Raw genomic sequence first — 24,127 nt, 5'->3', positions numbered from 1 at the left:
CCCCCACCCAAGGACCGTGATCGACGATGAAGGTCGGCATCCCCCGCGAGGTCAAGAACAACGAGTTCCGCGTGGCCATCACGCCCGCCGGCGTGCACGAACTGGTGCGCCACGGCCATCAGGTCTTCGTGGAGCGGAACGCCGGCGTCGGCTCGTCGATCGCGGACGCCGAGTTCCAGGGCGCGGGCGCGCAGATCCTGCCCACCGCGGACGAGGTCTGGGCCACCGCCGACCTGGTGCTCAAGGTCAAGGAGCCGATCGCCGAGGAGTACCACCGCCTCCGCAAGGACCAGACGCTCTTCACCTATCTCCATCTCGCCGCCTCCCGCGAGTGCACCGACGCTCTGCTCCGGTCCGGCATCACGGCCATCGCCTACGAGACCGTCGAGACGGCCGGCCGGCAGCTTCCGCTGCTCGCGCCGATGTCGGAGGTCGCGGGGCGGCTCGCTCCGCAGGTCGGTGCGTACCACCTGATGGCCCGCGGTGGAGTGGGTGACGACCGCAGCGGCGGTGGACGGGGCGTGCTGCCCGGTGGTGTGCCCGGGACCGCGCCCGGCCGTGCCGTGGTCATCGGCGGCGGCGTCTCCGGGTGGAACGCCACGCAGATCGCCGTCGGCATGGGCTTTCACGTGACGCTGCTCGACAAGGACGTCAACAAACTGCGCGAGGCGGACCGGATCTTCGGTACCAAGGTGCAGACGATCGTCTCCAACGCGTACGAACTGGAGCGTGCCGTCGTCGAGGCCGACCTCGTCATCGGTGCGGTCCTCATCCCGGGGGCCAAGGCGCCGAAGTTGGTCACCAACGATCTGGTCGCCAAGATGAAGCCCGGAAGTGTCCTTGTCGACATTGCGATCGACCAGGGTGGCTGCTTCGAGGACTCGCATGCGACCACTCACGCGGAGTCGACCTTCAAGGTCCACGACTCGGTCTTCTACTGCGTCGCCAACATGCCCGGCGCCGTCCCCAACACCTCGACGTACGCACTCACCAACGCCACGCTCCCGTACATCGTCGAGCTCGCGAACCGCGGTTGGGTGGAGGCGCTGCGCCGTGATCCGGCGCTGGCGCTCGGGCTCAACACCCATGACAGCAAGGTGACTTACCGCTCCGTCGCCGAGGCTCACGGCCTGGAGAGCGTCGAGTTGAGCAGCCTCCTCGGCTGACCCGTACGTCCCGGGCGTCAACGTTCGGCGTCAATTCCGTGCAGCCGGCCGGACCTTGTTCGTGAGGTCCGGCCGGCTGTGTATCGGGTCACTTTGCCGCACTCGTTCAACTAGTGTTGAACGTAACGCTTTACCCGATTCGCACACCCGGGAATACGAGTCGAAGCTCTCTGCGCACCCTTGACAGAGGGGTGTTCAGTTACCGACACATCGGGCCGGGTCCGGCGGATTGTGTTGCTGAGGACCGGTGACACGCCATAGAGTCGCCAATCGTCGGCATGGTGCCACGCTGACCTGTCTAGAAGTTTCCTGGTCACCAAGGAGGTAAGACGACTTGTGAATGAGTCGACATTTACTCCTGGGGGTGGTCACCCAGGAACGCCTGCGCAGGGACCGGGACCCGCGGGATCCGAGGCTGTCGGCTCTGTCGCTGTCCGCACCCACGCCGACGTCCAGAACACACAGCGCACGCAGCAGTCGCTGACAGCCCACCAGAGCATGGATGGCCATCAAGTGAACGCCATGGCCGGCGACCGGAGTGGCGAGAACCCCACCCAATTCGCTGACTACGAAGAGCTGCCCCAGGGGCACTTCTACGACCCCGACGCCGAATACGAGCCCGACCCCGAGTACGCGGCCACGCTCGCGCCCGACGCCGCGCGTCAGCGCCGCGAGCGCATCGGCCCGACCGGACGGCCGCTGCCGTACTTCCCGATTCCCGGGCCGCTGACCGATCACGGTCCCGCGAAGATCATCGCGATGTGCAACCAGAAGGGCGGCGTCGGCAAGACGACGTCGACCATCAACCTGGGCGCCGCGCTCGCGGAGTACGGACGACGCGTGCTGCTGGTCGACTTCGACCCGCAGGGAGCGCTCTCCGTAGGCCTCGGCGTCAACCCGATGGAGCTCGACCTCACCGTCTACAACCTGCTCATGGAGCGGGGGATGGCGGCGGACGACGTCCTGTTGAAGACGGCCGTGCCCAACATGGACCTGCTGCCGAGCAACATCGACCTGTCGGCCGCCGAGGTCCAGCTGGTCTCCGAGGTCGCTCGTGAGTCGACGCTGCAGCGCGCCCTGAAGCCGCTGATGCAGGACTACGACTACATCGTGATCGACTGTCAGCCCTCACTCGGTCTGCTGACCGTGAACGCGCTGACCGCCGCGCACAAGGTGATCGTGCCGTTGGAGTGCGAGTTCTTCGCGCTGCGTGGTGTGGCCCTGCTGACCGAGACGATCGAGAAGGTCCAGGAGCGGCTCAACCCCGACCTGGAACTCGACGGCATCCTCGCCACCATGTACGACTCGCGCACGGTGCACAGCCGTGAGGTCCTCGCGCGGGTGGTCGAGGCCTTCGACACGCACGTCTACCACACGGTCATCGGGCGTACGGTCCGCTTCCCGGAGACCACCGTCGCCGGTGAGCCGATCACCACGTACGCCTCCAACTCCGTCGGTGCCGCCGCCTATCGCCAGCTCGCCAGGGAGGTGCTCGCCCGGTGTCACGCCGAGTGAGTCTGCCGGGGGCCGACGAACTGTTCCGTACGACCGGTGGCATGGCGCTCCAGGCGTCTTCGCCCAGGCGGCAGGCCAACGGCGAGGCACGCGTTCCGGCACCGGCGGGCGAGAGCGACGGCGCGGCGGCGAAGGACGACTCGGCGAAAGGCGGCCGCGGCGAGAGCGGCGAGAGCGCGGAACACGCCACGGCGGACGAGGAGTCCGGCGAACATCGCGGACGCCCCGCGGACGGTGAGGAGAAGGCCGCGTCACGCAACGCGCGCCGGGAAGGTGCCTCGCCCTCCGCGCAGCAGGAGCGCGGCTCCGGGGCTTCGGCGGGGCAGTCGCGCCGCCGTGGACGGGGCGGCGGCGGACGCCGGCCCAGCGGGCGCGAGCGACACGACGAGAAGATCACGGTGTACGTCTCCGCCGAGGAGTTGATGGACCTCGAGCACGCTCGTCTGGTCCTGCGCGGCGAGCACGGTCTCGCTGTGGACCGGGGGCGGATCGTCCGTGAGGCGGTCGCCGTGGTCCTCGCGGACCTCGAGTCCCGGGGCGAGGCCAGCATTCTGGTGCGGCGGTTGCGCGGGCGCTGAGCGCGCCACGCCACGGTGCCCGCCGCCTCCGCGTGCCGGTGCGTCGCCGCGTCCCGCGGGCGCCGGACCCGGAGAGGTAGCCTGCGCCTGCCCGATGCCACGGGCCTGCCCTGTACGCCGCACCCTGGACCGCCATGCCGACGGACGACCGACCCGCTGACCCCACCGCCGCGCCCGAACCCGGACCCGCTCGGCGTGGACGTCGCGTGCTCGGGCGGGGGGCCGGCAGCGGCGGTCTCGCTCCTGACGGGGCGTACGAGTCGTCCGTACGGCCGGACGTGGCCGTGGAAGCGGAAGGTTCACCCGGTGCGCAGTACGAGACCGCCGTGCAGGTTGTGCCGTCCGAACGGGGCCGCACATCCGTGGAGTTGGACGTCGGCCCTGAGACGCGACACGACTCCGTCGATCCCGATGCCGATGCCGATGCGCCGGGAGCGCTGCTGGTCGAAGCGGTCGGCGACGACAGCGAGGCGGCCGGCGAGGGCCCGCAGGATGCGGCAGGCGATCGGTACCCCGCGGCCGGTGGCGAGCTCGCCGAAGCCGCAGCCGAGCGGCGCGAAGCGGGTGGCGAGGACGCGGAGGATGTCGACGACGCCGACGACGGCCGGTTCAAGGTGCGGCTCTCGAACTTCGAGGGGCCGTTCGACCTGCTCCTGCAGTTGATCGCCAAGCACAAGCTGGACGTCACCGAGGTCGCGCTGTCCCGGGTCACCGACGAATTCATGGCGCACATCCGGGCGCTGGGGTCGGACTGGGATCTGGACGAGACCACGGAGTTCCTGGTCGTCGCCGCCACCCTGCTCGATCTGAAGGCCGCCCGGCTGTTGCCCGCGGCCGAGGTGGAGGACGAGGCGGACCTCGCGCTCCTCGAGGCGCGCGATCTGCTCTTCGCCCGGCTGCTCCAGTACCGCGCGTACAAGCAGGTCGCCGACATCTTCGTGGCGCGGCTCGACGAGGAGAGCCGGCGCTACCCGCGAACCGTCGGTCTCGAGCCGCAGCACGCGGAGCTGCTGCCCGAGGTCGTGATCAGCATCGGGCCCGAGGGATTCGCGAAGCTCGCGGTCAAGGCCATGCAGCCGAAACCAAAGCCCGAGGTGTACGTCGACCACATCCACGCACCGCTCGTCTCCGTGCAGGAACAGGCCGGACTGGTGGTGGAGTGGCTGCGCGAGGCCGGCGAGGCGAGTTTCAGAACCCTCGTGGCGGACGCACCGGACACCCTCACGGTCGTCGCCCGCTTCCTTGCGCTCCTCGAGCTGTACCGGGAGAAGGCCGTGGACCTCGACCAGGAGGAGGCGCTCGGCGAGCTGACGGTCCGCTGGACCGGCGCCCAGGACACCCAGCCGCTGGTCACGGACGAGTTCGACCGGGCACCCGAGCCCCTGGACGATTCCGTGCGCGACCCCGAGGGCCGCGCGCGGGCGAACGCGGGCGACGTGGAGGAGGACAACGGATGAGTACCGAGCAGCGGGACGACGCCCCCGCCGGCCTGCTGAACGTGGCCGATCTGGAGCTCCGGCCCGCCTTGGAGGCGGTCCTCATGGTGGTGGACGAGCCGGCCACCGAGGAGCATCTGGCCAAGATCGTCGACCGGCCGCGGCGCCAGGTCGGCGCCGCGCTGCGGGAGCTCGCCGACGAGTACACCGTGCAGCGGCGCGGCTTCGAGCTGCGTCTGGTGGCCGGTGGCTGGCGCTTCTACACCCGGCCCGAGTACGCCGCCGCGGTGGAACGCTTCGTCCTCGACGGCCAGCAGGCCCGGCTCACCCAGGCGGCTCTGGAGACCCTCGCCGTGGTCGCGTACCGCCAGCCGGTCAGTCGGTCGAGGGTGTCCGCCGTACGCGGTGTGAACTGCGACGGCGTGATGCGGACGCTGTTGCAGCGCGGTCTCGTGGAGGAGGCGGGCGCGGAACCCGAAACAGGTGCGATCCTGTACAGGACGACAAACTACTTTCTGGAGCGGATGGGCCTGCGAGGCCTTGACGAGCTCCCGGAGCTCGCGCCCTTCCTCCCCGAGGCGGACGCCATCGAGTCCGAGACCCAGGAAGGGGTGCCGTCGTTCGATCCGGACGCCCCGGATTTCGAGGACGCAGACGACAAGACGGAACTTTGATGCGAAGCAGCGGCAGGAACAGCAGCAGCGGACGCGGTAACCCCCGCGGCGCGGGCAACAAGCGCGACGACAATCAGCAGCGCTCGGGCCGCCCTCGCCCGGAGGAGCGGCGCCACGACGGCGGCGCTTCCTCCGGCGGCAGGCGTGGCGCCTCCGACGGTCCGCAGGCGGGCGGCGGCCGCGGTGCCGGCGCCCGAGGCGGAGCCAAGGGCGGCCCCAAGTCGCCCCAGTCGGGCGGCAAGGGAGGCCCGGGCGGCCGTCGGGGCGGCGGTACGCCGTCCCGGTCCCGCGAGTACGAGACCCGGCAGGAGGAGCGCAACCGCGAGCGTTACGCGAACAAGCCGCGGACGAGCACGCCGAAGACGTTCCCCGGCGCCGAGCAGGAGGGTGAGCGGCTCCAGAAGGTGCTCGCCCGCGCCGGCTACGGCTCGCGGCGCGCCTGCGAGGAGCTCATCGACCAGTCCAGGGTCGAGGTGAACGGCTCGATCGTGGTCGAGCAGGGCCAGCGGGTCGACCCCGAGAAGGACGAGATCAAGGTCGACGGCCTGACCGTGGCGACCCAGTCGTACCAGTTCTTCTCGCTGAACAAGCCTGCCGGTGTGATCTCCACGATGGAGGACCCGGAGGGGCGCCAGTGCCTCGGGGACTACGTCACCAACCGGGAAACCCGGCTCTTCCACGTGGGCCGGCTCGACACCGAGACCGAGGGCGTCATCCTGCTCACCAATCACGGCGAGCTGGCGCACCGCCTGACCCACCCCCGGTACGGCGTGAAGAAGACCTACCTCGCTGCCATCCAGGGGCCGGTCCCGCGCGATCTCGGCAAGCGACTCAAGGACGGCATCCAGCTGGAGGACGGCTACGCGCGCGCCGACCACTTCCGGATCGTCGAGCAGATCGGCAAGAACTACCTGGTCGAGGTCGTCCTGCACGAGGGCCGTAAGCACATCGTGCGGCGCATGCTGTCCGAGGCGGGTTTCCCCGTCGAGAAGCTGGTGCGCACGCACTTCGGCCCGATCGGGCTTGGCGACCAGAAGTCGGGTTGGCTGCGGCGGATGAGCAACACCGAGGTCGGCATGCTGATGCGGGAGGTCGACCTGTAGGCCGGACCGTCCGTGGGTCGTACGGCGGCCGTTCCCGTGATGCGGGGCGGCCGCCGTACGCGTTCCGGGCGGCCGGGGCTTGTGTTCCCGGGCCGTGGGGGCTTTTATAGTCACTGTGACTATTAATGGGTCGGGGGAGCGGGACCGTGCACGGCGTCCGCGGGTGCCCGACGGATACGATCCGGCCGCCTTCGAGCCGTTCGCGGTCACCGCCGACCTGGCGGTGTTCACGGTGCGCGAGGGCACTCTGCACGTCCTGCTCGTGGAGCGCGGCGAGGAACCGTACGCGGGCTCCTGGGCGCTGCCGGGTGGCTTCGTACGGCCGCGGGAGTCGGCCGAGGAAGCGGCCCGGCGGGAGCTCGCGGAGGAGACCGGGCTCGACGCGGACGCCGTCGACGCGCTGCACTTCGAGCAGCTGCGCACCTACAGTGCGCCGGACCGCGATCCGCGTATGCGGGTGGTCTCGGTGGCCTTCGCCGCCCTGCTGCCCGGATTGCCCGAGCCGCTCGGCGGCGGGGACGCGGCCCGTGCGGCGTATGTGCCGTACGGCGCGGTCCGGGACCTCGCCTTCGATCACGGCCGGATCCTCGCCGACGCGCACCGGCGGATCGGCGACAAGCTCGAGTACAGCTGCCTCGCCACCTCCTTCTGCCCGCCCGAGTTCACCCTGGGCGAGCTGCAGGGCGTCTACGAGACCGTCTGGGACACCGTGCTCGACCGGCCCAACTTCCGGCGCAAGGTCCTCGCCACCGACGGTTTCGTCGAGCAGGTCGACGGCCCGCCGCGCCGCGACGGCGGCCGCGGCAAACCAGCCGCCCGCTACCGGGCCGGCTCCGCCGTCGCCCTGCACCCACCTCTGCTGCGACCGGAAGGACGACCGGCATGAACGCCTACGACAGCAACGCGGAGGGCGGCAGCGCGGGGCGCGGCCGCACCGGTGCGGAGTCGGTCCGCGCCGTGCCGCCGCCCGGCAAGCGCCCGGCCACCGGCGCACTCCTCGGCCTCGCCCTCGGTGACGCGCTCGGCTTCCCGACGGAGTTCAACGACGTACCGGCCATCCTCGCCAAGTGCGGGCCCTGGCGGGAGATGGAACTGATCACCCCGGCGATCGTCTCGGACGACACCCAGATGACGCTGGCGCTCGGCCGCGGGCTGCGGACCGCCATGGAGCGCGGGTCGCTCGGGCCGCTTCGGCTGGCCCGGCCGGTCCGCGAGGAGTTCGTCGGCTGGTACCACTCGCCCGAGAACAACCGGGCGCCGGGCCGCACCTGCCTGGTCGCCTGCGAGCAGCTCAGCCACCACCCGGACCGGGTCTGGCAGGACGCGAGCCAGCTCCACTCCAAGGGCTGCGGGGCCAATATGCGGGTCGCGCCCCTCGGGCTCGCGCCCGCACTGAGCGAAGAACAGCGCGCGGGCGCCGCGCAGTTGCAGTCCGCCCTCACCCACGGGCACCCGACCGCGCTGGCCGCGAGCGACCTCACCGCCCACGCCGTTCACCTGCTCGCCCAAGGCGCCGAACCCACCGGTCTGGTCGGTCTGCTGCGTTCGTACGCGCTGGACAACCGCACCCGCTACCACGAACGCTGGCTCGGTGATCTGTGGACGAGGGGCCAGGATCCGAGCGCCGAGCAATTCATCGCACGCGGCTGGGACGAGTGCCTCGGCATCCTCGAGCGGTTGCAGGACGCGGTGCGCGAGGGCGGCGTGGAGACCGACCCGTGTCTGGCCACGGGGGAGGGCTGGATCGCCGAGGAAGCCTTCGCCACCGGGCTGTTGTGCTTTCTGCTCCTCCCCGCCGAACCGGTGACCGCGATCCGCCGGGCCGCCTGCACATCCGGCGACTCCGACTCGATCGCCTGCCTCACCGGAGCCTTCGCCGGCGCCCATCTGGGGGCCGGAGCCTGGCCGGCCGAGTGGGCGGAGCGGATCGAGTACCGGGACGAGCTGCTCGAACTCGGCCACGCCTGGGACGGCTGAGGCCTAGTCCTGCGCGCGCAGTGCGGACGCGCGGCGGACCCGGTGCAGCAGGTCGGCGACCCGGGCGCGGTCGGGCTCGACCGGCAGGGGCGAGCCGTCCACCGCCGCGTCCGCCTCGTCCGCGAGCCGGGACATTCGCAACTCGACCTCGGACCACGGGACTTCGCCGCGCTTGACGGCCAGCAGGTCCTCGCGGTCATCGCCGACGTCGATCACCAGGGCGCCCGAACGCAGCAGCTCGCGGCAACTGATCAACAGCCGCAGCAGATGCATCGCGTGCTTCCAGCGCGGAGCGCCGTACTGCCGGGTGTCCGCGTCGAGTTTCTTGCGCTGGCCGATCGCGTACCGGGTGAACGTCCGGTGCGCCTGCCGGGACAGGAACGCACCGCGGATGGCGAGCAGTTCGCGGCCGGTGGCGTCGATGTGTTCGACGAACGGGGAGTGCAGGCACTCGAGGATGTTCGGATTGGAGCGCAGAGCGAGCTCGCAGAACCGCTCGAACTCCCAGGAGAACTCCTCCTCGCGCGGCCCTTCGACATGCGTCGGCGGCTTGTCGAACCGCCAGAACAACGGCGTGGGCGCGAGGTACACACCGCGCCGGTCGGTGTCGCTCGCGTCGGTGGCGAGCCCGAAGGCGCGTGAGCCGATCACGCAGGAGTACACCGTGTGGTCACGGACGAGATCCTCGGGGCTCATGACGAGCGAGCCTAAGCGAGGGCCGAGGCCCTGGCCGAGCGGTTTTCCGGCGCCGGTCGGTTTTCCGGCTCCGAGCGGTGCTCCGGCGCCGGTCGATGTCCCGGCGCCGGGAGGCGGTGCCGGACCGAGTCAGTCGAGGCCGATCGAGTCGCCCGACACCGTGATCTTCTCGGCCGGCAGCGGACGGGTCGCGGGCCCTTCCTGTACCGAGGCGTCCTCGATGCTGAACTTGCTTCCGTGGCATACGCAGTTGATCGTGCCGCCCTCGACCGACTTCACCATGCAGCCCTGATGCGAACAGACCGCGGAGAAGGCCTTGAAGTCGCCCTTGGCCGGCTGCGTCACGACCACCTTCTCGTCGGCGAAGATCTTTCCTCCGCCGACCGGGATCTCCGAGGTGCGGGCGAGCGCGTCCCCGTCGGAATCGCCGGTCTCCTGCTGGTCCTCGCCCGATGAGCCTTCGCTCGTGGGCTCCTTGGGCGGGCCGGTCGTCTCGTCCGTTCCGCCGCTGTCTCCTCCTCCGTCGTCGCTGTCGCCGCAGCCGGTGAGCACGGTGCCCGCCAGCACGGTTCCCGCGGCGAGTACGGCCCTTCGGTTCGTACGTTGCACAGTCATGCCGTCATCCTGAGGCCGCCGGCTCCGCGGATGAAGCACCACGGCGCCAAATGCCCCCGGACGTGGGCATGAAGCCGGTGCGCCGGCAGCTCTGCCCCGAGTGGCGGCAGTGGGCGGAACGGGTGACATTGGCCCTGACCGGGCCTCCCGGCCGGGACGCGGCAGGAGCGCCGCGGGCCCTGGTGTGCCCCGGTTCCCCTCCCGAAAGGCACGACTCCATGGCGGACAGCGATCTGGGATGTCTGCTCGGCAGCGTCCTCGCAGGCAAGCAGAGCGGGGGAGCGCCCGGAACCGGCAGCGCCGGCGGCAACCCCCGCCTGCCTCATCGGGCAGTTCGGCAAGGCGGGTCTCGTCGGCCAGGGCAAGCAGGGCAAGTGCTGGGTCGCAACTGGGGACAACCAGCCGGTCACCCCCGAGCAGGTGCGGGAGGCACTGCCCGACGCCACCCTGCAGCGCGTCACCCAGGAGAACGGCGTCCCCCGGACCAGGCCGCCGACGAGATCGCTCACACGCTGCCCGTGGCCGTCGACGAACTCACGCCCCAGGGGCAGGTGCCGACGTCCCCGCCGGAGGACGTCACCCGCGAGCAGCGGCTCTGAGACCTCGTCCGGAAGGCGTATCCCGAGTGCGTGGACGCGCAGGGAGTACGGCCAGGTCAGCCCTGCCCGACGGAAACGCACGGCGGCCGTCTCGGTCGGCGGTCGCCGCGTATCCGTCGCGCCTGGGCCGACTACGCTGTGCGGGCAACGACAGGAACCAGGCAGCGCAAAGGGAGAACAGCGTGGCGGTACGAGCGGTCCGGGGCGCCGTCCAGTTGGCACAGGACGAGGCCGGTCACATGGACGAGCAGGTGGCCCAGTTGCTGACCGCCGTACTCGAGCGCAACGAGCTGAGCCACGACGATCTGATCAGCGTCTGGTTCACCGCCACCCCCGATCTGCACAGCGCCTTCCCGGCGGCGGCCGCCCGAGGACTCGGCATCGTCGACGTACCGCTGATCTGCGCCCAGGAACTCGACATCGAGGACGCCATGCCCCGCGTCGTCCGCGTGCTGGCGCACATCGAGTCGGACAAACCCCGGTCCGAGATCACCCACGTGTACCTCGGTGCCGCGGCCGCCCTCCGCAAGGACATCGCCCAGTGAGAACCGCCATCGTCATCGGCACCGGCCTGATCGGTACCTCCGTCGCCCTTGCCCTGGTGGGCCGGGGCGTCACTGTGCACCTCGCCGACCACGACCCCGAGCAGGCACGCACCGCGGCCGCGCTCGGCGCCGGCACGGACGCGGCTCCGGACGCGCCCGTCGACCTGGCCGTGATCGCCGTCCCGCCCGCGCACGTGGCCACGACGCTGGCCGACGCCGTCGCGGCCGACGCCGCCCGGGGCTATCTGGACGTGGCGAGCGTCAAGAGCGGCCCGCGCCGCGAGCTCGAGGAGCTCGGCGTGGATCTGTCCCGGTACATCGGTACGCATCCGATGTCCGGCCGGGAGCGCTCCGGTCCGCTCGCCGCCACCGCGGATCTGTTCGAGGGCAGGCCCTGGGTGCTCACGCCCACCCGGGACACCGACACCGAGGTGCTCAACCTCGCGCTCGAGGTCGTGGCCCTGTGCCGTGCGGTGCCGGTGGTCATGGACGCCGGCGCGCACGACCGCGCCGTCGCCCTCGTCTCGCACATGCCGCACCTGCTCTCCAGCATGGTCGCGGCCCGGCTCGAGAAGGCCGAGGACACCGCCGTACGACTGTGCGGCCAGGGCATCCGCGACGTCACCCGGATCGCCGCCTCCGATCCCCGGATGTGGATCGACATCCTCTCCGCCAACCCCGGCCCGGTCGCCGATCTGCTCGACGCCGTGGCCGCGGACCTGCACGAGACGGTGGAGTCGCTGCGCGCCCTGCAGTCCTTCGACGAGGCCAAGCGGCTCGGCGGCGCGGCCGGCGTCGAGGACCTCCTGCGTCGCGGCAACGCCGGCCAGGTCAGGGTGCCGGGCAAGCACGGCACTGCCCCGGCCGCGTACGAGACGGTCGCCGTTCTCATCGACGACCAGCCAGGACAGCTGGCCCGTATCTTCGCCGACGCCGGACTCGCGGGCGTCAACATCGAGGACGTACGCATCGAGCACGCCACCGGTCAGCAGGCCGGTCTCGTGCAGCTCATGGTGGAGCCCAAGGCGGCACCGGTCCTCACCGCGTCGCTGCGGGAGCGGGGCTGGTCGATCCGCCAGTAGCAGGGACCGGTGCGGGGGCCGGTGAGGCGGCAATCGGTGCGGCCGTCCGAGGGACACGCGGGAGCCAGTAACCTTGTGCGGGGCGCAGGGCTTGCCGAGCGACAAGCCTCCTCTCCCGCCCCGACCCGCAGACCCTCGTGACCAGGAAGGTGTCCACCCCCGTGGAAACCGCAGCAGCCGCCCGCACCGCCCCGGCCGTGATCGTCGCCATCGACGGTCCCTCCGGTACGGGCAAGTCGAGCACGTCGAAGGCCGTCGCAGCCCAGCTCGGCCTGAGCTACCTGGACACCGGGGCCCAGTACCGCGCCATCACCTGGTGGATGGTGAGCAACGGCATCGACATCACGGACCCCTCCGCGATCGCCGACGCCGCCGACAAGTCCGAGATCGTCTCCGGTACGGACCCGTCGGGACCGACCATCACCGTCGACGGTACGGATGTGGCCGGCCCGATCCGTACCGAGGAGGTCACCTCGAAGGTCAGCGCGGTCAGCGCGGTCCCCGAGGTGCGCACCCGGATCACCGAACTGCAGCGCTCCATCGCCGCGGGCGCGGAGGTGGGCATCGTCGTCGAGGGCCGTGACATCGGCACGACCGTGCTGCCCGACGCCGACCTCAAGGTCTTCCTGACCGCGTCCCCCGAGGCGCGGGCCGCCCGGCGCAGCGGCGAGCTCAAGGGCGCCGACGTCGCCGCGACCCGGGAGTCCCTGATCCAGCGGGACGCCGCCGACTCCGGCCGCAAGACCTCGCCGCTGGCGAAGGCCGGGGACGCGGTCGAGGTGGACACCACCGACCTCACACTGCAGCAGGTCATCGAGTGCGTCGTCACCCTTGTCGAGGAGAAGCGGGCGGCGAAGTGACCGCATCCGACGCCGCGGCACCCACCGAGCGGGGCGCCGAGGTCGGCCGCCGTATCGGCGTCGGCCTGATGTACGGCCTGTGGAAGCCGCGCGTGCTCGGCGCCTGGCGGGTCCCCGCTTCGGGACCGGTCGTCCTCGCGGTGAACCATGCGCACAACCTGGACGGCCCGATGCTGATGGGTACCGCCCCGCGGCCCGTGCACTTCCTGATCAAGCAGGAGGCGTTCGTCGGGCCGCTCGGTCCGTTCCTGCACCGGATCGGCCAGGTCAAGGTGGACCGTTCGATCGCCGACCGGAACGCGATCACCCGTGCTCTCGGGGTGCTCGAAGACGGCGGCGTGCTCGGGATCTTTCCCGAGGGCACCCGGGGCGAGGGCGACTTCGCCTCGCTCAGGGCCGGCCTCGCGTACTTCGCGGTACGCAGCGGAGCGCCGATCGTGCCGGTCGCGGTGCTCGGCAGCGGCGAGCGCAAGGGACGCCTGATAACGGGTCTCCCGCCGCTGCGCAGTCGCGTCGACGTGGTGTTCGGCGAGGCCTTCGAAGCGGGTGACGGCAGCGGTCGCCGTACCCGTAAGGCGCTCGACGAGGCGACCGTACGTATCCAGGAGCGCCTCACCGGGCACCTGGAGAACGCCAGGCGCATGACCGGGCGCTGAGCGAGACTTCTTCCCCAGGGGCCGCTGCACGGCTGCCCCGCGTGGCCCCAGCCACACCTTCCCGCGGTACGAACAGTGACAGAGGTACGGACTTCATGAGCGACCGAAACGAGCCCGGCGGCTCGGAGCACGAGCACGGGGCGCTTGGCGACGCCGAGTACGAGCAGTTCATGGAGCTCGCCGCGGAGGAGGGCTTCGACGTCGAGGATGTCGAGGGCGCCATCGACGAGGCGGGCCACGGGCCGCTGCCGGTGCTCGCTGTCGTTGGCCGCCCCAATGTCGGCAAGTCGACCCTGGTCAACCGGATCATCGGCCGCCGTGAGGCCGTCGTCGAGGACAAGCCGGGCGTCACCCGCGACCGCGTGACCTACGAGGCCGAATGGTCGGGCCGCCGCTTCAAGGTCGTCGACACCGGCGGCTGGGAGCAGGACGTCCTCGGCATCGACGCCTCCGTCGCAGCGCAGGCCGAGTACGCGATCGAGGCCGCCGACGCGGTGGTCTTCGTGGTCGACTCGACGGTCGGTGTCACCGACACCGACGAGGCCGTCGTCAAGCTGCTTCGCCGGGCGGGCAAGCCGGTGGTGCTGTGCGCCAACAAGGTCGACGGACAGAGCGGCGAGGCCGACGCCACCGCTCTGTGGTCGCTCGGCATCGGCGAGCCGCACCCGGTCTCCTCGCTGCACGGCCGCGGCACCGGTGACATGCTCGACGCCGTCCTCGAAGCGCTCCCGGAGGCTCCCAAGGAGACCTTCGGCAGCATCGGGCTCGGCGGTCCTCGGCGTATCGCCCTGATCGGCCGCCCGAACGTCGGCAAGTCCTCGCTCCTGAACAAGGTGGCGAACGAGGACCGTGTCGTCGTCAACGAACTGGCGGGCACCACCCGCGACCCGGTCGACGAGCTGATCGAACTCGGCGGCGTCACCTGGAAGTTCGTCGACACGGCCGGTATCCGCAAGCGCGTGCACCTGCAGCAGGGCGCGGACTACTACGCCTCGCTGCGTACCGCCGCCGCGGTGGAGAAGGCCGAGGTCGCGGTCATCCTCATCGACGCCAGCGACACCATCAGCATCCAGGACCAGCGCATCGTCACGATGGCCGTCGAGGCGGGCCGCGCGATCGTCGTCGCGTACAACAAGTGGGACGACCTCGACGAGGAGCGGCGCTACTACCTGGAGCGGGAGATCGAGACCGAGCTCGGCCAGATCGCCTGGGCACCCCGGGTGAACGTCTCGGCCCGCACCGGCCGGCACATGGAGAAGCTGGTCCCCGCGATCGAGGCGGCCCTCGCGGGCTGGGAGACCCGGGTCCCCACCGGGCGGCTCAACGCCTTCCTCGGCGAACTGGTCTCCTCGCACCCGCACCCGATCCGTGGCGGAAAGCAGCCTCGTATCCTCTTCGGCACCCAGGCGGGCACCAGGCCGCCGCGGTTCGTGCTCTTCGCCTCCGGCTTCATCGAGCACGGCTACCGGCGTTACGTGGAGCGCCGCCTGCGCGAGGAGTTCGGCTTCGAGGGCACGCCGATCCATATCTCGGTGCGGGTGCGCGAGAAGCGCGGCCGCAAGAAGTAGCAGCCGGCCGGCTCTGAGCGGGCGTACGAGCAGCGGCGGCGGGGCCGCACTCCGCGGTGCATACCGCGGAGTGCGGCCCCGCCGCCGCTGACGTGTCCGGACCCGCTCAGTGGCCTCTGCGCGGCCCCGGCGGGAGCGCGGCCTGCGGACGGCTGCTCAGGGAGTGCGGCTGCCTGCCCACCGCGTACCACTGCCCCGGCTGGGGCGCGGGACGGTCCTCGTGCTGCCCACCGGCCGGACGGCCGTGCCTGCCCACCGGCCCCGAGAGGTCGCGCGCGTCGCTCAGCGGGTTGGAGCCGAACGCCGTGAAGCCGAGCTCGTCCTCGCTCGAGCGGTCGCCCGGCAGCGTCCTGAACGACCGGCGCCACTCCGCGTACAACTGGTCGTAGATCGGCGTGCCCGAGCGGCCGCCGGAGCGGTCGTGCGCGGGGCGCATCGGCGGGATGGGCTGGCGGGAGGGGTCGTATGGCTGCACATCTGTGCCAACGACCCCGGGGCCGGACGGATGCGGGCGGATTTACGCCAGTCCGTGCGGAGTTGGCGGAGGCACGACCGGAGCGATGCGCGTGCGCGGTCGGCCCGGAAACGGGCGTGGGCCGCCGGCCCGGGCTCACAAGCCCCGGGTCGGCGGCCCACACTGCGGCCGACGCTGTGGTCAGGTGCCGGCCAGCGGCATCGCCGCGGCCACCAACTGCCCGTTGGCCGCGGCCTTGTCGAGGGCGTCGCGCAGCAGGTCCTCGCGCGACTGACGGCCGATCGAGCCGGCCGGGGCGGCGAACACCAGGACCGAGCCCAGCTTCGTCGCGGCCGTGCGCCAGCCGTCGGTGACCTGCAGCGGCTGGTGCGCCTGCCACCAGGAGACCGCGGGGCCGCCGCCGGCCCCGGGCTGGAGCAGGGCGTGCAGCTGGCCCATGGCCAGGAGTACGGACCAGCCGTGCAGCGGCGCCGGGGCGCGGACCAGCTGCGGGACGGGCATGAAGCCCTGCTCGATCAGGAGGGGCAGGAAGTCGTCGCCGGGCTCGGTGGACCCGGGGCGGGCGACCGGTCCGGTCGGCTCCACGACGAGAGCCGGGTGCAGGACGCCGTCGAGCAGGACGAGGCCGCTGGTCACCCCGAGCACCGCCTGGTCGGGGGCGGCCTGCTGGGGCTGCTGGGGGGCGCCGGCCGGCGCCTGTTCCTCGCCGGTGATGGACCGCACGGCGCCCTGGAGTTGCTCCTCGGCGACCGGAACCACCTGGGACGGCAGACACATGGCGTGGGCGAACGCCAGAACGGCGGTCTCCTCGCCGACGAAGAGCACGGTGCTGGTGCGCTCCTGTCCGGAGTCGCCCGGGGTGCGGCACGAGGTGCAGTCGTAGGCGCCGGGGGCGGTGTCCCCGGCGAGCAGCCGGTCGGCCTCTGCGTCGCCGATCTCGGCGCGTACGTCGTCGCTGACGTCGAGCATGCGCTGCACGGTTGCTCCTCGGAATTCGGTGCGTCGCGATGCCGGGCTTTCCCGGCCCATGAAGAGCACAACGGGCGACCGGTGGGGCAAGTAACGCCGCGCGGGGAACGGAATCGAACCATCCACGGCGGAGGGTGAGGTTCCGCCCAGAGGCGTCCGTCTCACCCCAATACCCCCGCTGAGCAGGCAGGTTGAGCCCGGGAGCGGTCGATTCACCTACTCGAGCGACAGGTCGACAAATACCGATATCGGTGAATGAAATGGGTGGCTGGATTTCGATCGCCGGGTGTCGAGTGCTTCCGCCCGGACAGTCTGCGGAGTCGATGCGTCCGTATGGTCGCCCCATCAGGTCATCCGACCGGGTGGGCCCGACGGGTGGCAGGCGCGGCGGCCGGTCGGGCGGAGGGCCGCTGCTTAGTTTGACGCGATGTCGAACAAGCGTTTCTGGACCGTGGCCCTGCTCTCGGGACTGTTCTCCTGTACGTCCTTCGGCGCGGTGGCCGCCCCACCGCCGGCACCGCCGGGCCCGGCCAACGGGGCACCGGGCACCGCGGCCGCGCCGGGGGCCGTCCGCGAGTGCAAGCGCGATTCCGTGTGGGACTGCATCGCCGAGTGCGAGAGCAGCGGCCGCTGGAACGTCAACACCGGCAACGGCTACTACGGCGGGCTCCAGTTCTGGCAGCCCACCTGGGAGGAGCACGGCGGCCTCAAGTACGCCAAGCGCGCCGACCTCGCCACCCGCGCCCAGCAGATCGCCGTCGCCGAGCGCGTCCTGAAGAGCCAGGGCTGGAAGGCCTGGCCGGTCTGCTCCAAGCGGTACGGACTCGACGGAAGGCAGCGCGTCCACACGGTGAAGGCGGGCGAGACGCTGTCCGGCATCGCCCGGCGCTACGGCTTGTCCGGCGGCTGGAAGGCGCTCTACGACGCCAACCGCAAGGCCGTCGGCGGCCAGCCGAACCAGCTCTCCGTCGGCACGCGTCTCACCATCCCGGCCAAGTAGCCCGACGGCCGCAACGGGCGGGCGGGGCAGGACGGTCCGACCGTCCCGCCCCGCCCGTTGCGGGTCTCGCCCGCCTCCGTAAGAGGAGCGAGAGGCCGGCCCCACCAGGCGCTACGGCGGTCGCCCGGTCACCTGCGCGGCACCCTCTGATGCACGTAGCGCCCCATGGGTTCCCATTTCCGTCTATCGATGGCGCAACCGTTCCAGCACAAGATGATGTTGGGACCCAACCCTCGTATCCCGAATGCGGTCTGACCCAGTGCTAGGCGGACTTCGGGGGACTGTCCGCACGGAATCATGGGATACGGGGACCTATGCACATCTCATTCCTCATACACAACGCGTACGGAATCGGGGGGACGATCCGCACCACGTACAACCTGGCCAACACCCTGGCCGAGCAGCACGACGTCGAGATCGTCTCGGTGCACCGGCACCGCGACGCCCCGGTCTTCGCACCTTCCGACCGGGTCCGCGTCCGGCATCTCGTCGATCAGCGCAAGGGCACCGCCGGGTACGAGGGAGACAGCGCCGACCACCGCCGTCCCGCACGTCACTTCCCGTCCGCCGAGGGGCGGTTCGACCAGTACAGCGAGCTGACCGACCAACGGCTCGCCCACCACCTCGCAACCACCGACGCCGATGTCGTCATCGGCACCCGCCCCGGACTCAACGTCCACCTGGCCCGCCAGACCCGTCACGGCCCGCTCCGGATCGGCCAGGAGCACCTCACCCTGGACAGCCATTCCCGGGCCCTGCGCAGCCAGTTGCGCGCGGTGTACCCGCGCCTCGACGCCCTCACCACCACCACCGAGGCGGACGCGGCCGCCTACCGCAGGCGGATGCGACTGCCGGGCGTACGCGTCCAGGCCCTGCCCAATCCGGTGCCCGTACCCGGCGTCGCCCCCACCGACGGCTCCGGGAAGTGGGTGGTCGCAGCCGGCCGGCTCGCTCCCGTCAAGCGGTACGACCTCCTGGTGCGGGCCTTCGACCAGGTCCGCAGGGAACGGCCCGACTGGCGGCTGCGGATCTACGGCGGCGGCGTGCAGAAGGACCGGCTGCGCTCCCTCATCGATGAACTCGGCCTGTACAACCACGTGTTCCTGATGGGACCCGCGCACCCCATCGACCCGGAGTGGGCCAAGGGGTCGATCGCGGCCGTCACCTCCAGCCTCGAATCGTTCGGCATGACGATCGTCGAGGCCATGCGCTGCGGACTGCCCGTGGTTTCCACGAACTGCCCGCACGGGCCCGGCGAGATCATCGACAACGGTGTCGACGGACGTCTCGTCCCCGTCGGCGACGTCCCCGCCATCTCCCGCGGACTCCTCGAGCTGATCAACGACGACCCGCTGCGCGAGCGGATGTCGCACGCGGCGCTCGCGGACTCCGAGCGCTTCGACCCCACCCGTATCGCCGACCGGTACGAGTCGCTCTTCCACCAGCTCGTCGCGAACGGCCGCCGCGGAAGCCGGCTCGGCCGGATGCGCGGCAGCCTGCACCGTGCGCGGGGCGCACTGCTCGGCGGTGCGTACGTGGCGCGTGACGCCGGCCGCACCGCCCTGAACCGGAGGGGTACGAGATGACCTTGGCCACGCCGCACGCCGACAAGACCGACCGGGAGCCCACCGTGCCGCCGACCGCCGACTGCGTGGCCGACTCGGCCGGAGGGCTGACCTTCGACGTGCGCGAGCCGGGTGGCCACCGCTCGGCGGTCCCCGCGCACCTGTTGCTCCGCCTGCGCGGCACGGACGATGAGGTGCGGCTGCCGCTGACCCCGGTGGCCGAGGGGCGGCTCCGTGCTGTGCTGCCCAGTAGCGTCGGCCTGCCCGAGGGCCGCTGGGACGCCTCCGTCGAGCACGGGGACCGTACGCCCCGACGCCTGGTGCCCGGCGTCAACGACCTGCGTTCGCTGGTCGACCGCGCGCCCAGCGGTGCCCGCGGACACGTCGCGGTACGCATCCCGTACGCCACCAAGCACGGCAATCTCACCGTCCGCGCCTGGCACCGCGCCCCGCACGCCGAGGCCGGTGAACTCGCGGTCTGCGGCCATGAACTGACCGTCAGCGGCCGGGTCTACGGAACGGCGCTCGGCCCGGCCGCCCACGCGGAGGCCCGCCATCGCCACCAGCCGTCCCTCGTGCACCGCGGCGAACTCGGCACCGAGGGGCCGGGGTTCGCCTGGACGATCGACTACCGGGCGCTCGCCGAACGCGAAGGCCCCTGGGACCTGTGGCTGCGGCCGGCGGGCGCGACCGGCCCCTCGGTGCGCGTGGCACGGCTGCTCGACGACGTCGCCGAGAAGAAGCAGATCTTCAGCTACCCGGCCTCCAGCCTGGGCCGCCAGGAGAGCCGGGACACGTTGCTCGAGGCCGGTCCGTACTACACGCACGACAACGACCTCGCGATCCGTGTCCGGGCGGTCGGCTGACAGCGGCCGCTCCGACCGGTGCCGGCCCTTGCGGAACGTCCCTGTCCGCAAGGGCTGGCAGACTCGGCCCATGTTGGAGACCTCGGCACGACTGCTGCGCCTGCTCTCACTGCTGCAGGCCCACCGCGAGTGGTCCGGCGGCGACCTCGCCGACCGCCTCGGCGTCACCCCGCGCACCGTACGGCGCGACGTCGACCGGCTGCGTGAGCTCGGCTACCCGGTCAACGCCAGCCCCGGCACCGGCGGCGGCTACCAGCTCGGCGTCGGCTCCGAGATGCCGCCGCTGCTCCTTGACGACGACGAGGCGGTCGCCGTCGCCGTGGGGCTGCGTACCGCGGCGGGCCAGGGCATCGAGGGCATCGGCGAGACCTCGGTACGGGCGCTCTCCAAACTGGAGCAGGTACTGCCGAGCCGGCTGCGCCGCAGGGTGGGCACCCTCAACGACTTCACCGTCCCGATGCTGCGCGGCGGCCCGGGCCTCGCCGCGGTCCACCCGGAGATCCTCACCGAACTGGCTGCCGCCTGCCGCGACAACGAACGGCTCCGCTTCGAATACCGCAACCACGGCGGCGACACCTCCCGCAGAACCGTCGAGCCGCACCGTCTGGTCTGCACCGAACGCCGCTGGTACCTGGTCGCCTGGGACCTGGACCGCGACGGCTGGCGCACCTTCCGCGCCGACCGCATCACCCCCAAGCCCCCGCACGGTCCGCGCTTCCCGCCCCGCACCCCGCCCTCCGAGGACCTCGCCGCCTACGTCTCGCAGGGCGTCTCCAATTCCGTGTACCCGGAACAGGCGCTGGTCCGGCTCCTGGTGCCGCTCGCCGATGCGGCCCGCGAGGTCAGTCCGTCGGCCGGTGTACTCGAGGAAGAGGGCCCGGACACCTGTCTGCTGCGCACCGGCGCCCCGAGCCTGGAGGTCATGGTGATCCATCTCGCCCTCATGGGCTTCGAGTTCGAGATCCTCGAACCGGCCGCGCTCGCCGATCACGTCAGGGCGACGAGGGACCGCCTGACCCGTGCTCTCGACCGGTCACCGGAGCCCGGGTGACAGGGACACGCAACGGGTCGATGCGCCTCACCTCCCTGAGTGCCCCGACGCTTTCCGAAGCGGAACTCCACGGAACTCCAACTCGCCGATAACGCACGCCCGTCGGAATTCCACGCTCGCGCGGACCGCTCCGCGAACGCCGGTTCCGCGAGCCAGGAACCGACTCGTCCGATTGTCGGTGACCGCTTCCCGGGGAACGCGTTCCCGGAATTCGATTCCGTTCGTACAGAGGGCCGTTCCATGAATGAACACCACCCGGGACGCTGTGACACAAGCGTGACCGGCACGCTACGGGAACCGGAACGCGAGCGGTTACCCGCTGCTGTTTCCCCCGTCGCCCAGGTCCGCCTACGGTGGCGACATGGCACCGATACCGACACCGCCCGCAGACCCGCAGGACGCCCTCGACAGCTACGTCGGGCTGGCCGCAGAAGCGGCCGAAGGCCAGGCGCGCGAGCGTGGCTGGAGCACCGTCAGAGCACTGCCGCCCGGCGCGATCATCACGATGGAGTACCGCTCGGGACGGCTGAACTTCGAGGTCAGCGACGGCACCGTGACCCGCTGCTGGAAGGGCTGAGCGTACGAGCGCGGGCCCCGGCTTCCGTGTGGAACGCCGGGGCCCGCGCCTGCGGGGGAGAGGCTGTGCGTACCGTCCCCGCGGTCCATGTGCTCAGCCGCCGGTCAGCGGCCGTACGGGAGCGGCGCGCCCGACGTGGTCCGGGTGCGGCGCCCGGCGGCTGCCGGCCGGAGTGACCGTGGTGCGCTCCGAACGCACCACGTGGGTGCGCTGGTTCAGGTGTGTGCCGCCGCGTGCCGCGTGCGGGTTGGACGTCTCGCGGGCGGCGAGCTCGCCGCCGGCCGGCACCGGCTGGGGCACCGGGGACGGGCCGGGCTCGGAACTGCCGGCCGCTGGTCCGCGCCGGTACCGGTCGAGGATCCGGTCGCGCGCCGCCAGCAGCCAGGCCTCGGCCCGGGTGATCAGCGGCTCGAACCACGGCAGAGCCAGCAGGATCAGCACCCCCGCCGCCCAGCCGAGCATCACGTCGCTCAGCCAGTGCGTCCCCAGATACACGGTGGCGAGCCCGACCCCGAGCGCGACCACCGCGGACAGCGCCGAGAGATAACGCCTGGCCGACGGCGTGGACGCCAGATAGGCCAGGATGCCCCAGGTCACCACGGCGTTGGCGGTGTGGCCCGAGGGAAATATGTCGCCGGTCAGCCACATCTCGTTGGAGCCGATGGTGGTGGCGTAGTGCGGACCGAGCCGCCCCATGCTGAGCTTTGCGGCGCCCACCGTGAGGTTGAGCAGCAGCAGCGAGGTGCCGAGCATCAGCAGCGGACGCAGTGTGTGCTGACGCCACGAGCGCCAGCCCAGCCAGGCGGCCACCATCACTGCGGTCGGACCGCGCTGGCCGAGTACGACGTAGTAGTCGATGAACGCGTGCAGTTCCGGCCACTGCTGGTAGGGCCGGAAGAACATCAGCTGCCAGTCGAGCCGCACCAGCCACGAGGTGTTGATGACGGCGATGACGATGAGGGCGTAGAAGACCAGCGTCGAGCCGAGCAGGACGATCCGGTGCCGGCTCATCCTCGGCGGTTCAAGGTTGGCCGGCCGTTCGGGCTCACGGTCTAGCCGGGCGAAGAGCCGGTCCAGACGGGTGAGGCAACGTTTGGTACGCACTGAATCGACGCTACAGCGGGTGAGTGCCAAATCAGGGACAGGCAGGGGGTTCGTGATGACGATGTGATGTGGGATTGATCTCAGGGAGGCGCTTATTCCCGCAGGTCGAGGAATTGCGGGAAGTCACATCGAGTTCCTTTGCGCAATTCCGCTGATCATTTCAGTGGCGGGTTTTCCTGGACGTATGAATTCGTTCACCGGAACCATGTACGGAATTTCCCCGCGGGCAGGAAGGCACCGTCGCGGGACACGCGCACCGGTCCCCGGTCGCACCCCGCACCGGCTCACGGCGGTCCCGAACCGTGCAGCCAGATCGCCCCGTACACCGCCGAGCCGGCCGCCACCGCCGCCAGCAGCACCGCCGCCCGCGAGGTGCGCCATCGCGCCAGCGCGACGGCGATCGGCAGCAGCAGGGGGAAGGCCGGCAGCAGCAGCCGCGGCTTCGACCCGAAGTACCCCGAGGCGCAGAGCGCGAGCGCCACGACGATCCCGCAGTACACAAGAAGGGGGAGGGGCTGCCGCTGCCGTACCCCGAGCACGTACAGCCAGATCACCAGCGCCACCCCGACGATCAGGCCGAGACCGGCCAGCGCGTCCGGGAAGGCGGTGAGCTTCCCGCCGATGAAACCGGCGAACGCCAGACCACCGTCGAAGCCGTTGCCCCACCCGGCCTGCACATCGAGATAGCCCAGGAGCCCGTCGCCGGTGCGCTGTCCGACCCAGAGCACGTAGCCCGCGGCGCCGATCGGAGCGAGCAGTACACCGGCGGCCTGGCGTACGCCGATTCTGCGTTCGCGTACGACCTGCACCGCCACCACCGCCCAGAGCGCGGCCACCACGGCCGCACCCACCGGCCGGGTCAGCCCGGCGAGGGAGGCGAGCAGCCCGGCCCACACCCAGCGCCGGGTGAGCACCGCGTACAGCGACCAGGCCGCCAGTGCGGTGAACAGCGATTCGCTGTACGCCATGGACTGCACGACACCCACCGGCAGTACGGCCCACAGCGCGACCGCCAGGACTCCGGCCCGCCTCCCGTACAGCCGGTCCGCGATCGCGAAGATCCCGCCCGCGGCGCACAGCGAGGCGACCGCGCTGACCACCAGACCGGCGTCCGCGTACGACAGCGGACTCACCGCGGAGCCGAGCCGCTCCAGCCACGGCAGCAACGGGAAGAAGGCCAGATTCGAGTGCACGCTCCCGTCCGGCAGGCGCACTTCGTAGCCGTACCCGAGGTCGGCGACGCGGGTGTACCAGAGCGAGTCCCAGCGCGCGGAGAGCAGCTGGTGCGGGCTCTTGCCGGCCGCCGCACCCCAGATCGCGAGCACCGCGATCCCGAGCGCGCGCACCCCGGCGTAGACGAGCAGCGCGGGCGCCGCCCGGCGCAGCACGCTCGTCATGTTCCGTGCAGGGGGTTGATCAAGATCGGTCACGGGCTCGATTATGGGCGGCG

Annotated in this window: 24 protein-coding genes; 18 read left to right on the top strand and 6 right to left on the bottom strand. The window is 71.3% G+C overall.

Translation table 11 applies throughout. The features are described from left to right. Nucleotides 1-26 precede the first annotated feature (26 nt). The 8 genes from ald (at nucleotide 27) to DSC45_RS09825 (ending at nucleotide 8,449) form a co-directional block, all read left to right on the top strand. The gene (gene ald, locus DSC45_RS09860; RefSeq protein ID WP_119289138.1) at nucleotides 27-1,166 is read left to right on the top strand and encodes an alanine dehydrogenase; all 1,140 of its coding nucleotides are present in this window, start codon (nucleotides 27-29) and stop codon (nucleotides 1,164-1,166) included. Nucleotides 1,167-1,502: 336 nt separating this feature from the next. Next, nucleotides 1,503-2,681 (top strand): ParA family protein, encoded by a 1,179-nt coding sequence (locus DSC45_RS09855; protein ID WP_119289136.1) that lies wholly within the window; start codon nucleotides 1,503-1,505, stop codon nucleotides 2,679-2,681. Then, nucleotides 2,666-3,259 (top strand): hypothetical protein, encoded by a 594-nt coding sequence (locus DSC45_RS09850; RefSeq protein WP_119289134.1) that lies wholly within the window; start codon nucleotides 2,666-2,668, stop codon nucleotides 3,257-3,259. Before DSC45_RS09855 ends, DSC45_RS09850 begins: the two co-directional genes overlap by 16 nt. Nucleotides 3,260-3,465: 206 nt before the next feature. Beyond that, nucleotides 3,466-4,716: a segregation and condensation protein A gene (locus DSC45_RS09845; RefSeq protein WP_240434556.1), complete on the top strand. Its 1,251-nt coding sequence runs from the start codon at nucleotides 3,466-3,468 to the stop codon at nucleotides 4,714-4,716. Then, nucleotides 4,713-5,369 (top strand): SMC-Scp complex subunit ScpB, encoded by a 657-nt coding sequence (gene scpB, locus DSC45_RS09840; RefSeq protein WP_119289132.1) that lies wholly within the window; start codon nucleotides 4,713-4,715, stop codon nucleotides 5,367-5,369. The genes DSC45_RS09845 and scpB overlap by 4 nt, the downstream gene beginning before the upstream one ends. After that, nucleotides 5,369-6,472, top strand: a complete 1,104-nt coding sequence (locus tag DSC45_RS09835; RefSeq protein ID WP_119289131.1) for a pseudouridine synthase — start codon at nucleotides 5,369-5,371, stop codon at nucleotides 6,470-6,472. The genes scpB and DSC45_RS09835 overlap by 1 nt, the downstream gene beginning before the upstream one ends. A gap of 163 nt (nucleotides 6,473-6,635) precedes the next feature. Beyond that, entirely contained in the window at nucleotides 6,636-7,358 is a 723-nt protein-coding gene (locus DSC45_RS09830; protein ID WP_119289129.1) for an NUDIX hydrolase, read from the top strand. Further along, on the top strand, nucleotides 7,355-8,449 hold the full coding sequence (locus tag DSC45_RS09825) for an ADP-ribosylglycohydrolase family protein (protein WP_119289127.1): 1,095 nt from the start codon (nucleotides 7,355-7,357) through the stop codon (nucleotides 8,447-8,449). Before DSC45_RS09830 ends, DSC45_RS09825 begins: the two co-directional genes overlap by 4 nt. Before the next feature lie 3 nt (nucleotides 8,450-8,452). On the opposite strand, the gene DSC45_RS09820 is transcribed toward DSC45_RS09825, so the two are convergent. After that, complete coding sequence (locus tag DSC45_RS09820) at nucleotides 8,453-9,145, bottom strand: nucleotidyltransferase domain-containing protein (RefSeq protein WP_119289125.1); 693 nt, start codon at nucleotides 9,143-9,145, stop codon at nucleotides 8,453-8,455. Between the two features lie 129 nt (nucleotides 9,146-9,274). After that, the gene (locus DSC45_RS09810; protein ID WP_119289123.1) at nucleotides 9,275-9,760 is read right to left on the bottom strand and encodes a Rieske (2Fe-2S) protein; all 486 of its coding nucleotides are present in this window, start codon (nucleotides 9,758-9,760) and stop codon (nucleotides 9,275-9,277) included. Between the two features lie 781 nt (nucleotides 9,761-10,541). On the opposite strand from DSC45_RS09810, the gene aroH reads away from it, so the two are divergent. The 5 genes from aroH (at nucleotide 10,542) to der (ending at nucleotide 15,070) form a co-directional block, all read left to right on the top strand. Then, nucleotides 10,542-10,904 (top strand): chorismate mutase, encoded by a 363-nt coding sequence (gene aroH / locus DSC45_RS09800; protein WP_119289121.1) that lies wholly within the window; start codon nucleotides 10,542-10,544, stop codon nucleotides 10,902-10,904. Further along, nucleotides 10,901-11,986 carry a prephenate dehydrogenase gene (locus tag DSC45_RS09795; RefSeq protein ID WP_119289119.1) on the top strand — a complete coding sequence of 362 codons (1,086 nt, stop codon included), beginning with the start codon at nucleotides 10,901-10,903 and terminating at the stop codon, nucleotides 11,984-11,986. Before aroH ends, DSC45_RS09795 begins: the two co-directional genes overlap by 4 nt. Before the next feature lie 161 nt (nucleotides 11,987-12,147). Further along, nucleotides 12,148-12,846, top strand: a complete 699-nt coding sequence (cmk, locus tag DSC45_RS09790) for a (d)CMP kinase (protein WP_119289117.1) — start codon at nucleotides 12,148-12,150, stop codon at nucleotides 12,844-12,846. Continuing rightward, on the top strand, nucleotides 12,804-13,502 hold the full coding sequence (locus DSC45_RS09785) for a lysophospholipid acyltransferase family protein (RefSeq protein WP_119289116.1): 699 nt from the start codon (nucleotides 12,804-12,806) through the stop codon (nucleotides 13,500-13,502). The genes cmk and DSC45_RS09785 overlap by 43 nt, the downstream gene beginning before the upstream one ends. 95 nt (nucleotides 13,503-13,597) lie before the next feature. After that, nucleotides 13,598-15,070 carry a ribosome biogenesis GTPase Der gene (der, locus tag DSC45_RS09780; protein ID WP_119289114.1) on the top strand — a complete coding sequence of 491 codons (1,473 nt, stop codon included), beginning with the start codon at nucleotides 13,598-13,600 and terminating at the stop codon, nucleotides 15,068-15,070. A 106-nt stretch (nucleotides 15,071-15,176) separates the two neighbouring features. Here the strand turns inward: der and DSC45_RS09775 are convergent, their stop codons facing one another. Both DSC45_RS09775 and DSC45_RS09770 read right to left on the bottom strand, forming a co-directional pair. Beyond that, on the bottom strand, nucleotides 15,177-15,506 hold the full coding sequence (locus DSC45_RS09775) for a hypothetical protein (RefSeq protein WP_119289112.1): 330 nt from the start codon (nucleotides 15,504-15,506) through the stop codon (nucleotides 15,177-15,179). Nucleotides 15,507-15,725: 219 nt separating this feature from the next. Further along, the gene (locus tag DSC45_RS09770; RefSeq protein WP_119289110.1) at nucleotides 15,726-16,523 is read right to left on the bottom strand and encodes a hypothetical protein; all 798 of its coding nucleotides are present in this window, start codon (nucleotides 16,521-16,523) and stop codon (nucleotides 15,726-15,728) included. A 418-nt stretch (nucleotides 16,524-16,941) separates the two neighbouring features. Here DSC45_RS09770 and DSC45_RS09765 point away from each other — a divergent pair, with 418 nt between their 5' ends. The 5 genes from DSC45_RS09765 to DSC45_RS09745 all read left to right on the top strand — a co-directional run bounded on the left by DSC45_RS09765 (nucleotide 16,942) and on the right by DSC45_RS09745 (nucleotide 21,573). Further along, nucleotides 16,942-17,514 carry a LysM peptidoglycan-binding domain-containing protein gene (locus DSC45_RS09765; protein WP_119289108.1) on the top strand — a complete coding sequence of 191 codons (573 nt, stop codon included), beginning with the start codon at nucleotides 16,942-16,944 and terminating at the stop codon, nucleotides 17,512-17,514. Between the two features lie 314 nt (nucleotides 17,515-17,828). Beyond that, nucleotides 17,829-19,100 (top strand): glycosyltransferase family 4 protein, encoded by a 1,272-nt coding sequence (locus DSC45_RS09760; RefSeq protein WP_119289106.1) that lies wholly within the window; start codon nucleotides 17,829-17,831, stop codon nucleotides 19,098-19,100. Further along, on the top strand, nucleotides 19,097-19,945 hold the full coding sequence (locus DSC45_RS09755; RefSeq protein ID WP_119289104.1) for a hypothetical protein: 849 nt from the start codon (nucleotides 19,097-19,099) through the stop codon (nucleotides 19,943-19,945). Before DSC45_RS09760 ends, DSC45_RS09755 begins: the two co-directional genes overlap by 4 nt. Nucleotides 19,946-20,015: 70 nt before the next feature. Further along, nucleotides 20,016-20,996 carry a helix-turn-helix transcriptional regulator gene (locus DSC45_RS09750; RefSeq protein ID WP_119289102.1) on the top strand — a complete coding sequence of 327 codons (981 nt, stop codon included), beginning with the start codon at nucleotides 20,016-20,018 and terminating at the stop codon, nucleotides 20,994-20,996. Between the two features lie 361 nt (nucleotides 20,997-21,357). Further along, nucleotides 21,358-21,573, top strand: coding sequence for an I78 family peptidase inhibitor (locus tag DSC45_RS09745; RefSeq protein WP_119289100.1), 216 nt, complete (start codon nucleotides 21,358-21,360; stop codon nucleotides 21,571-21,573). Between the two features lie 93 nt (nucleotides 21,574-21,666). Here DSC45_RS09745 and DSC45_RS09740 read toward each other — a convergent pair whose 3' ends face one another. Both DSC45_RS09740 and DSC45_RS09735 read right to left on the bottom strand, forming a co-directional pair. Beyond that, nucleotides 21,667-22,677, bottom strand: a complete 1,011-nt coding sequence (locus DSC45_RS09740) for a phosphatase PAP2 family protein (RefSeq protein WP_119289098.1) — start codon at nucleotides 22,675-22,677, stop codon at nucleotides 21,667-21,669. Between the two features lie 284 nt (nucleotides 22,678-22,961). After that, on the bottom strand, nucleotides 22,962-24,074 hold the full coding sequence (locus DSC45_RS09735) for a glycosyltransferase family 39 protein (RefSeq protein WP_119289097.1): 1,113 nt from the start codon (nucleotides 24,072-24,074) through the stop codon (nucleotides 22,962-22,964). Nucleotides 24,075-24,127: the final 53 nt, after the last annotated feature.

It is taken from the genome of Streptomyces sp. YIM 130001, assembly GCF_003574445.1.
Lineage (GTDB): Bacteria > Actinomycetota > Actinomycetes > Streptomycetales > Streptomycetaceae > Streptomyces.
Note: the sequence above shows the minus strand (reverse complement) of the source record. Positions and strands in the feature narration are given on the sequence as shown.

What these genes read in the sequence shown, in the direction of transcription:
- DSC45_RS09750 (WP_119289102.1), top strand. Translation starts at nt 20,016, where the DNA reads ATGTTGGAGACCTCGGCACGACTGCTGCGCCTGCTCTCACTGCTGCAG.
- DSC45_RS09760 (WP_119289106.1), top strand. Translation starts at nt 17,829, where the DNA reads ATGCACATCTCATTCCTCATACACAACGCGTACGGAATCGGGGGGACG.
- DSC45_RS09775 (WP_119289112.1), bottom strand. Translation starts at nt 15,506, where the DNA reads ATGCGCCCCGCGCACGACCGCTCCGGCGGCCGCTCGGGCACGCCGATC.
- der (WP_119289114.1), top strand. Translation starts at nt 13,598, where the DNA reads ATGAGCGACCGAAACGAGCCCGGCGGCTCGGAGCACGAGCACGGGGCG.
- DSC45_RS09820 (WP_119289125.1), bottom strand. Translation starts at nt 9,145, where the DNA reads ATGAGCCCCGAGGATCTCGTCCGTGACCACACGGTGTACTCCTGCGTG.
- DSC45_RS09755 (WP_119289104.1), top strand. Translation starts at nt 19,097, where the DNA reads ATGACCTTGGCCACGCCGCACGCCGACAAGACCGACCGGGAGCCCACC.
- DSC45_RS09765 (WP_119289108.1), top strand. Translation starts at nt 16,942, where the DNA reads ATGTCGAACAAGCGTTTCTGGACCGTGGCCCTGCTCTCGGGACTGTTC.
- DSC45_RS09745 (WP_119289100.1), top strand. Translation starts at nt 21,358, where the DNA reads ATGGCACCGATACCGACACCGCCCGCAGACCCGCAGGACGCCCTCGAC.
- scpB (WP_119289132.1), top strand. Translation starts at nt 4,713, where the DNA reads ATGAGTACCGAGCAGCGGGACGACGCCCCCGCCGGCCTGCTGAACGTG.
- DSC45_RS09825 (WP_119289127.1), top strand. Translation starts at nt 7,355, where the DNA reads ATGAACGCCTACGACAGCAACGCGGAGGGCGGCAGCGCGGGGCGCGGC.
- DSC45_RS09835 (WP_119289131.1), top strand. Translation starts at nt 5,369, where the DNA reads ATGCGAAGCAGCGGCAGGAACAGCAGCAGCGGACGCGGTAACCCCCGC.
- DSC45_RS09810 (WP_119289123.1), bottom strand. Translation starts at nt 9,760, where the DNA reads ATGACTGTGCAACGTACGAACCGAAGGGCCGTACTCGCCGCGGGAACC.
- ald (WP_119289138.1), top strand. Translation starts at nt 27, where the DNA reads ATGAAGGTCGGCATCCCCCGCGAGGTCAAGAACAACGAGTTCCGCGTG.
- DSC45_RS09735 (WP_119289097.1), bottom strand. Translation starts at nt 24,074, where the DNA reads ATGACGAGCGTGCTGCGCCGGGCGGCGCCCGCGCTGCTCGTCTACGCC.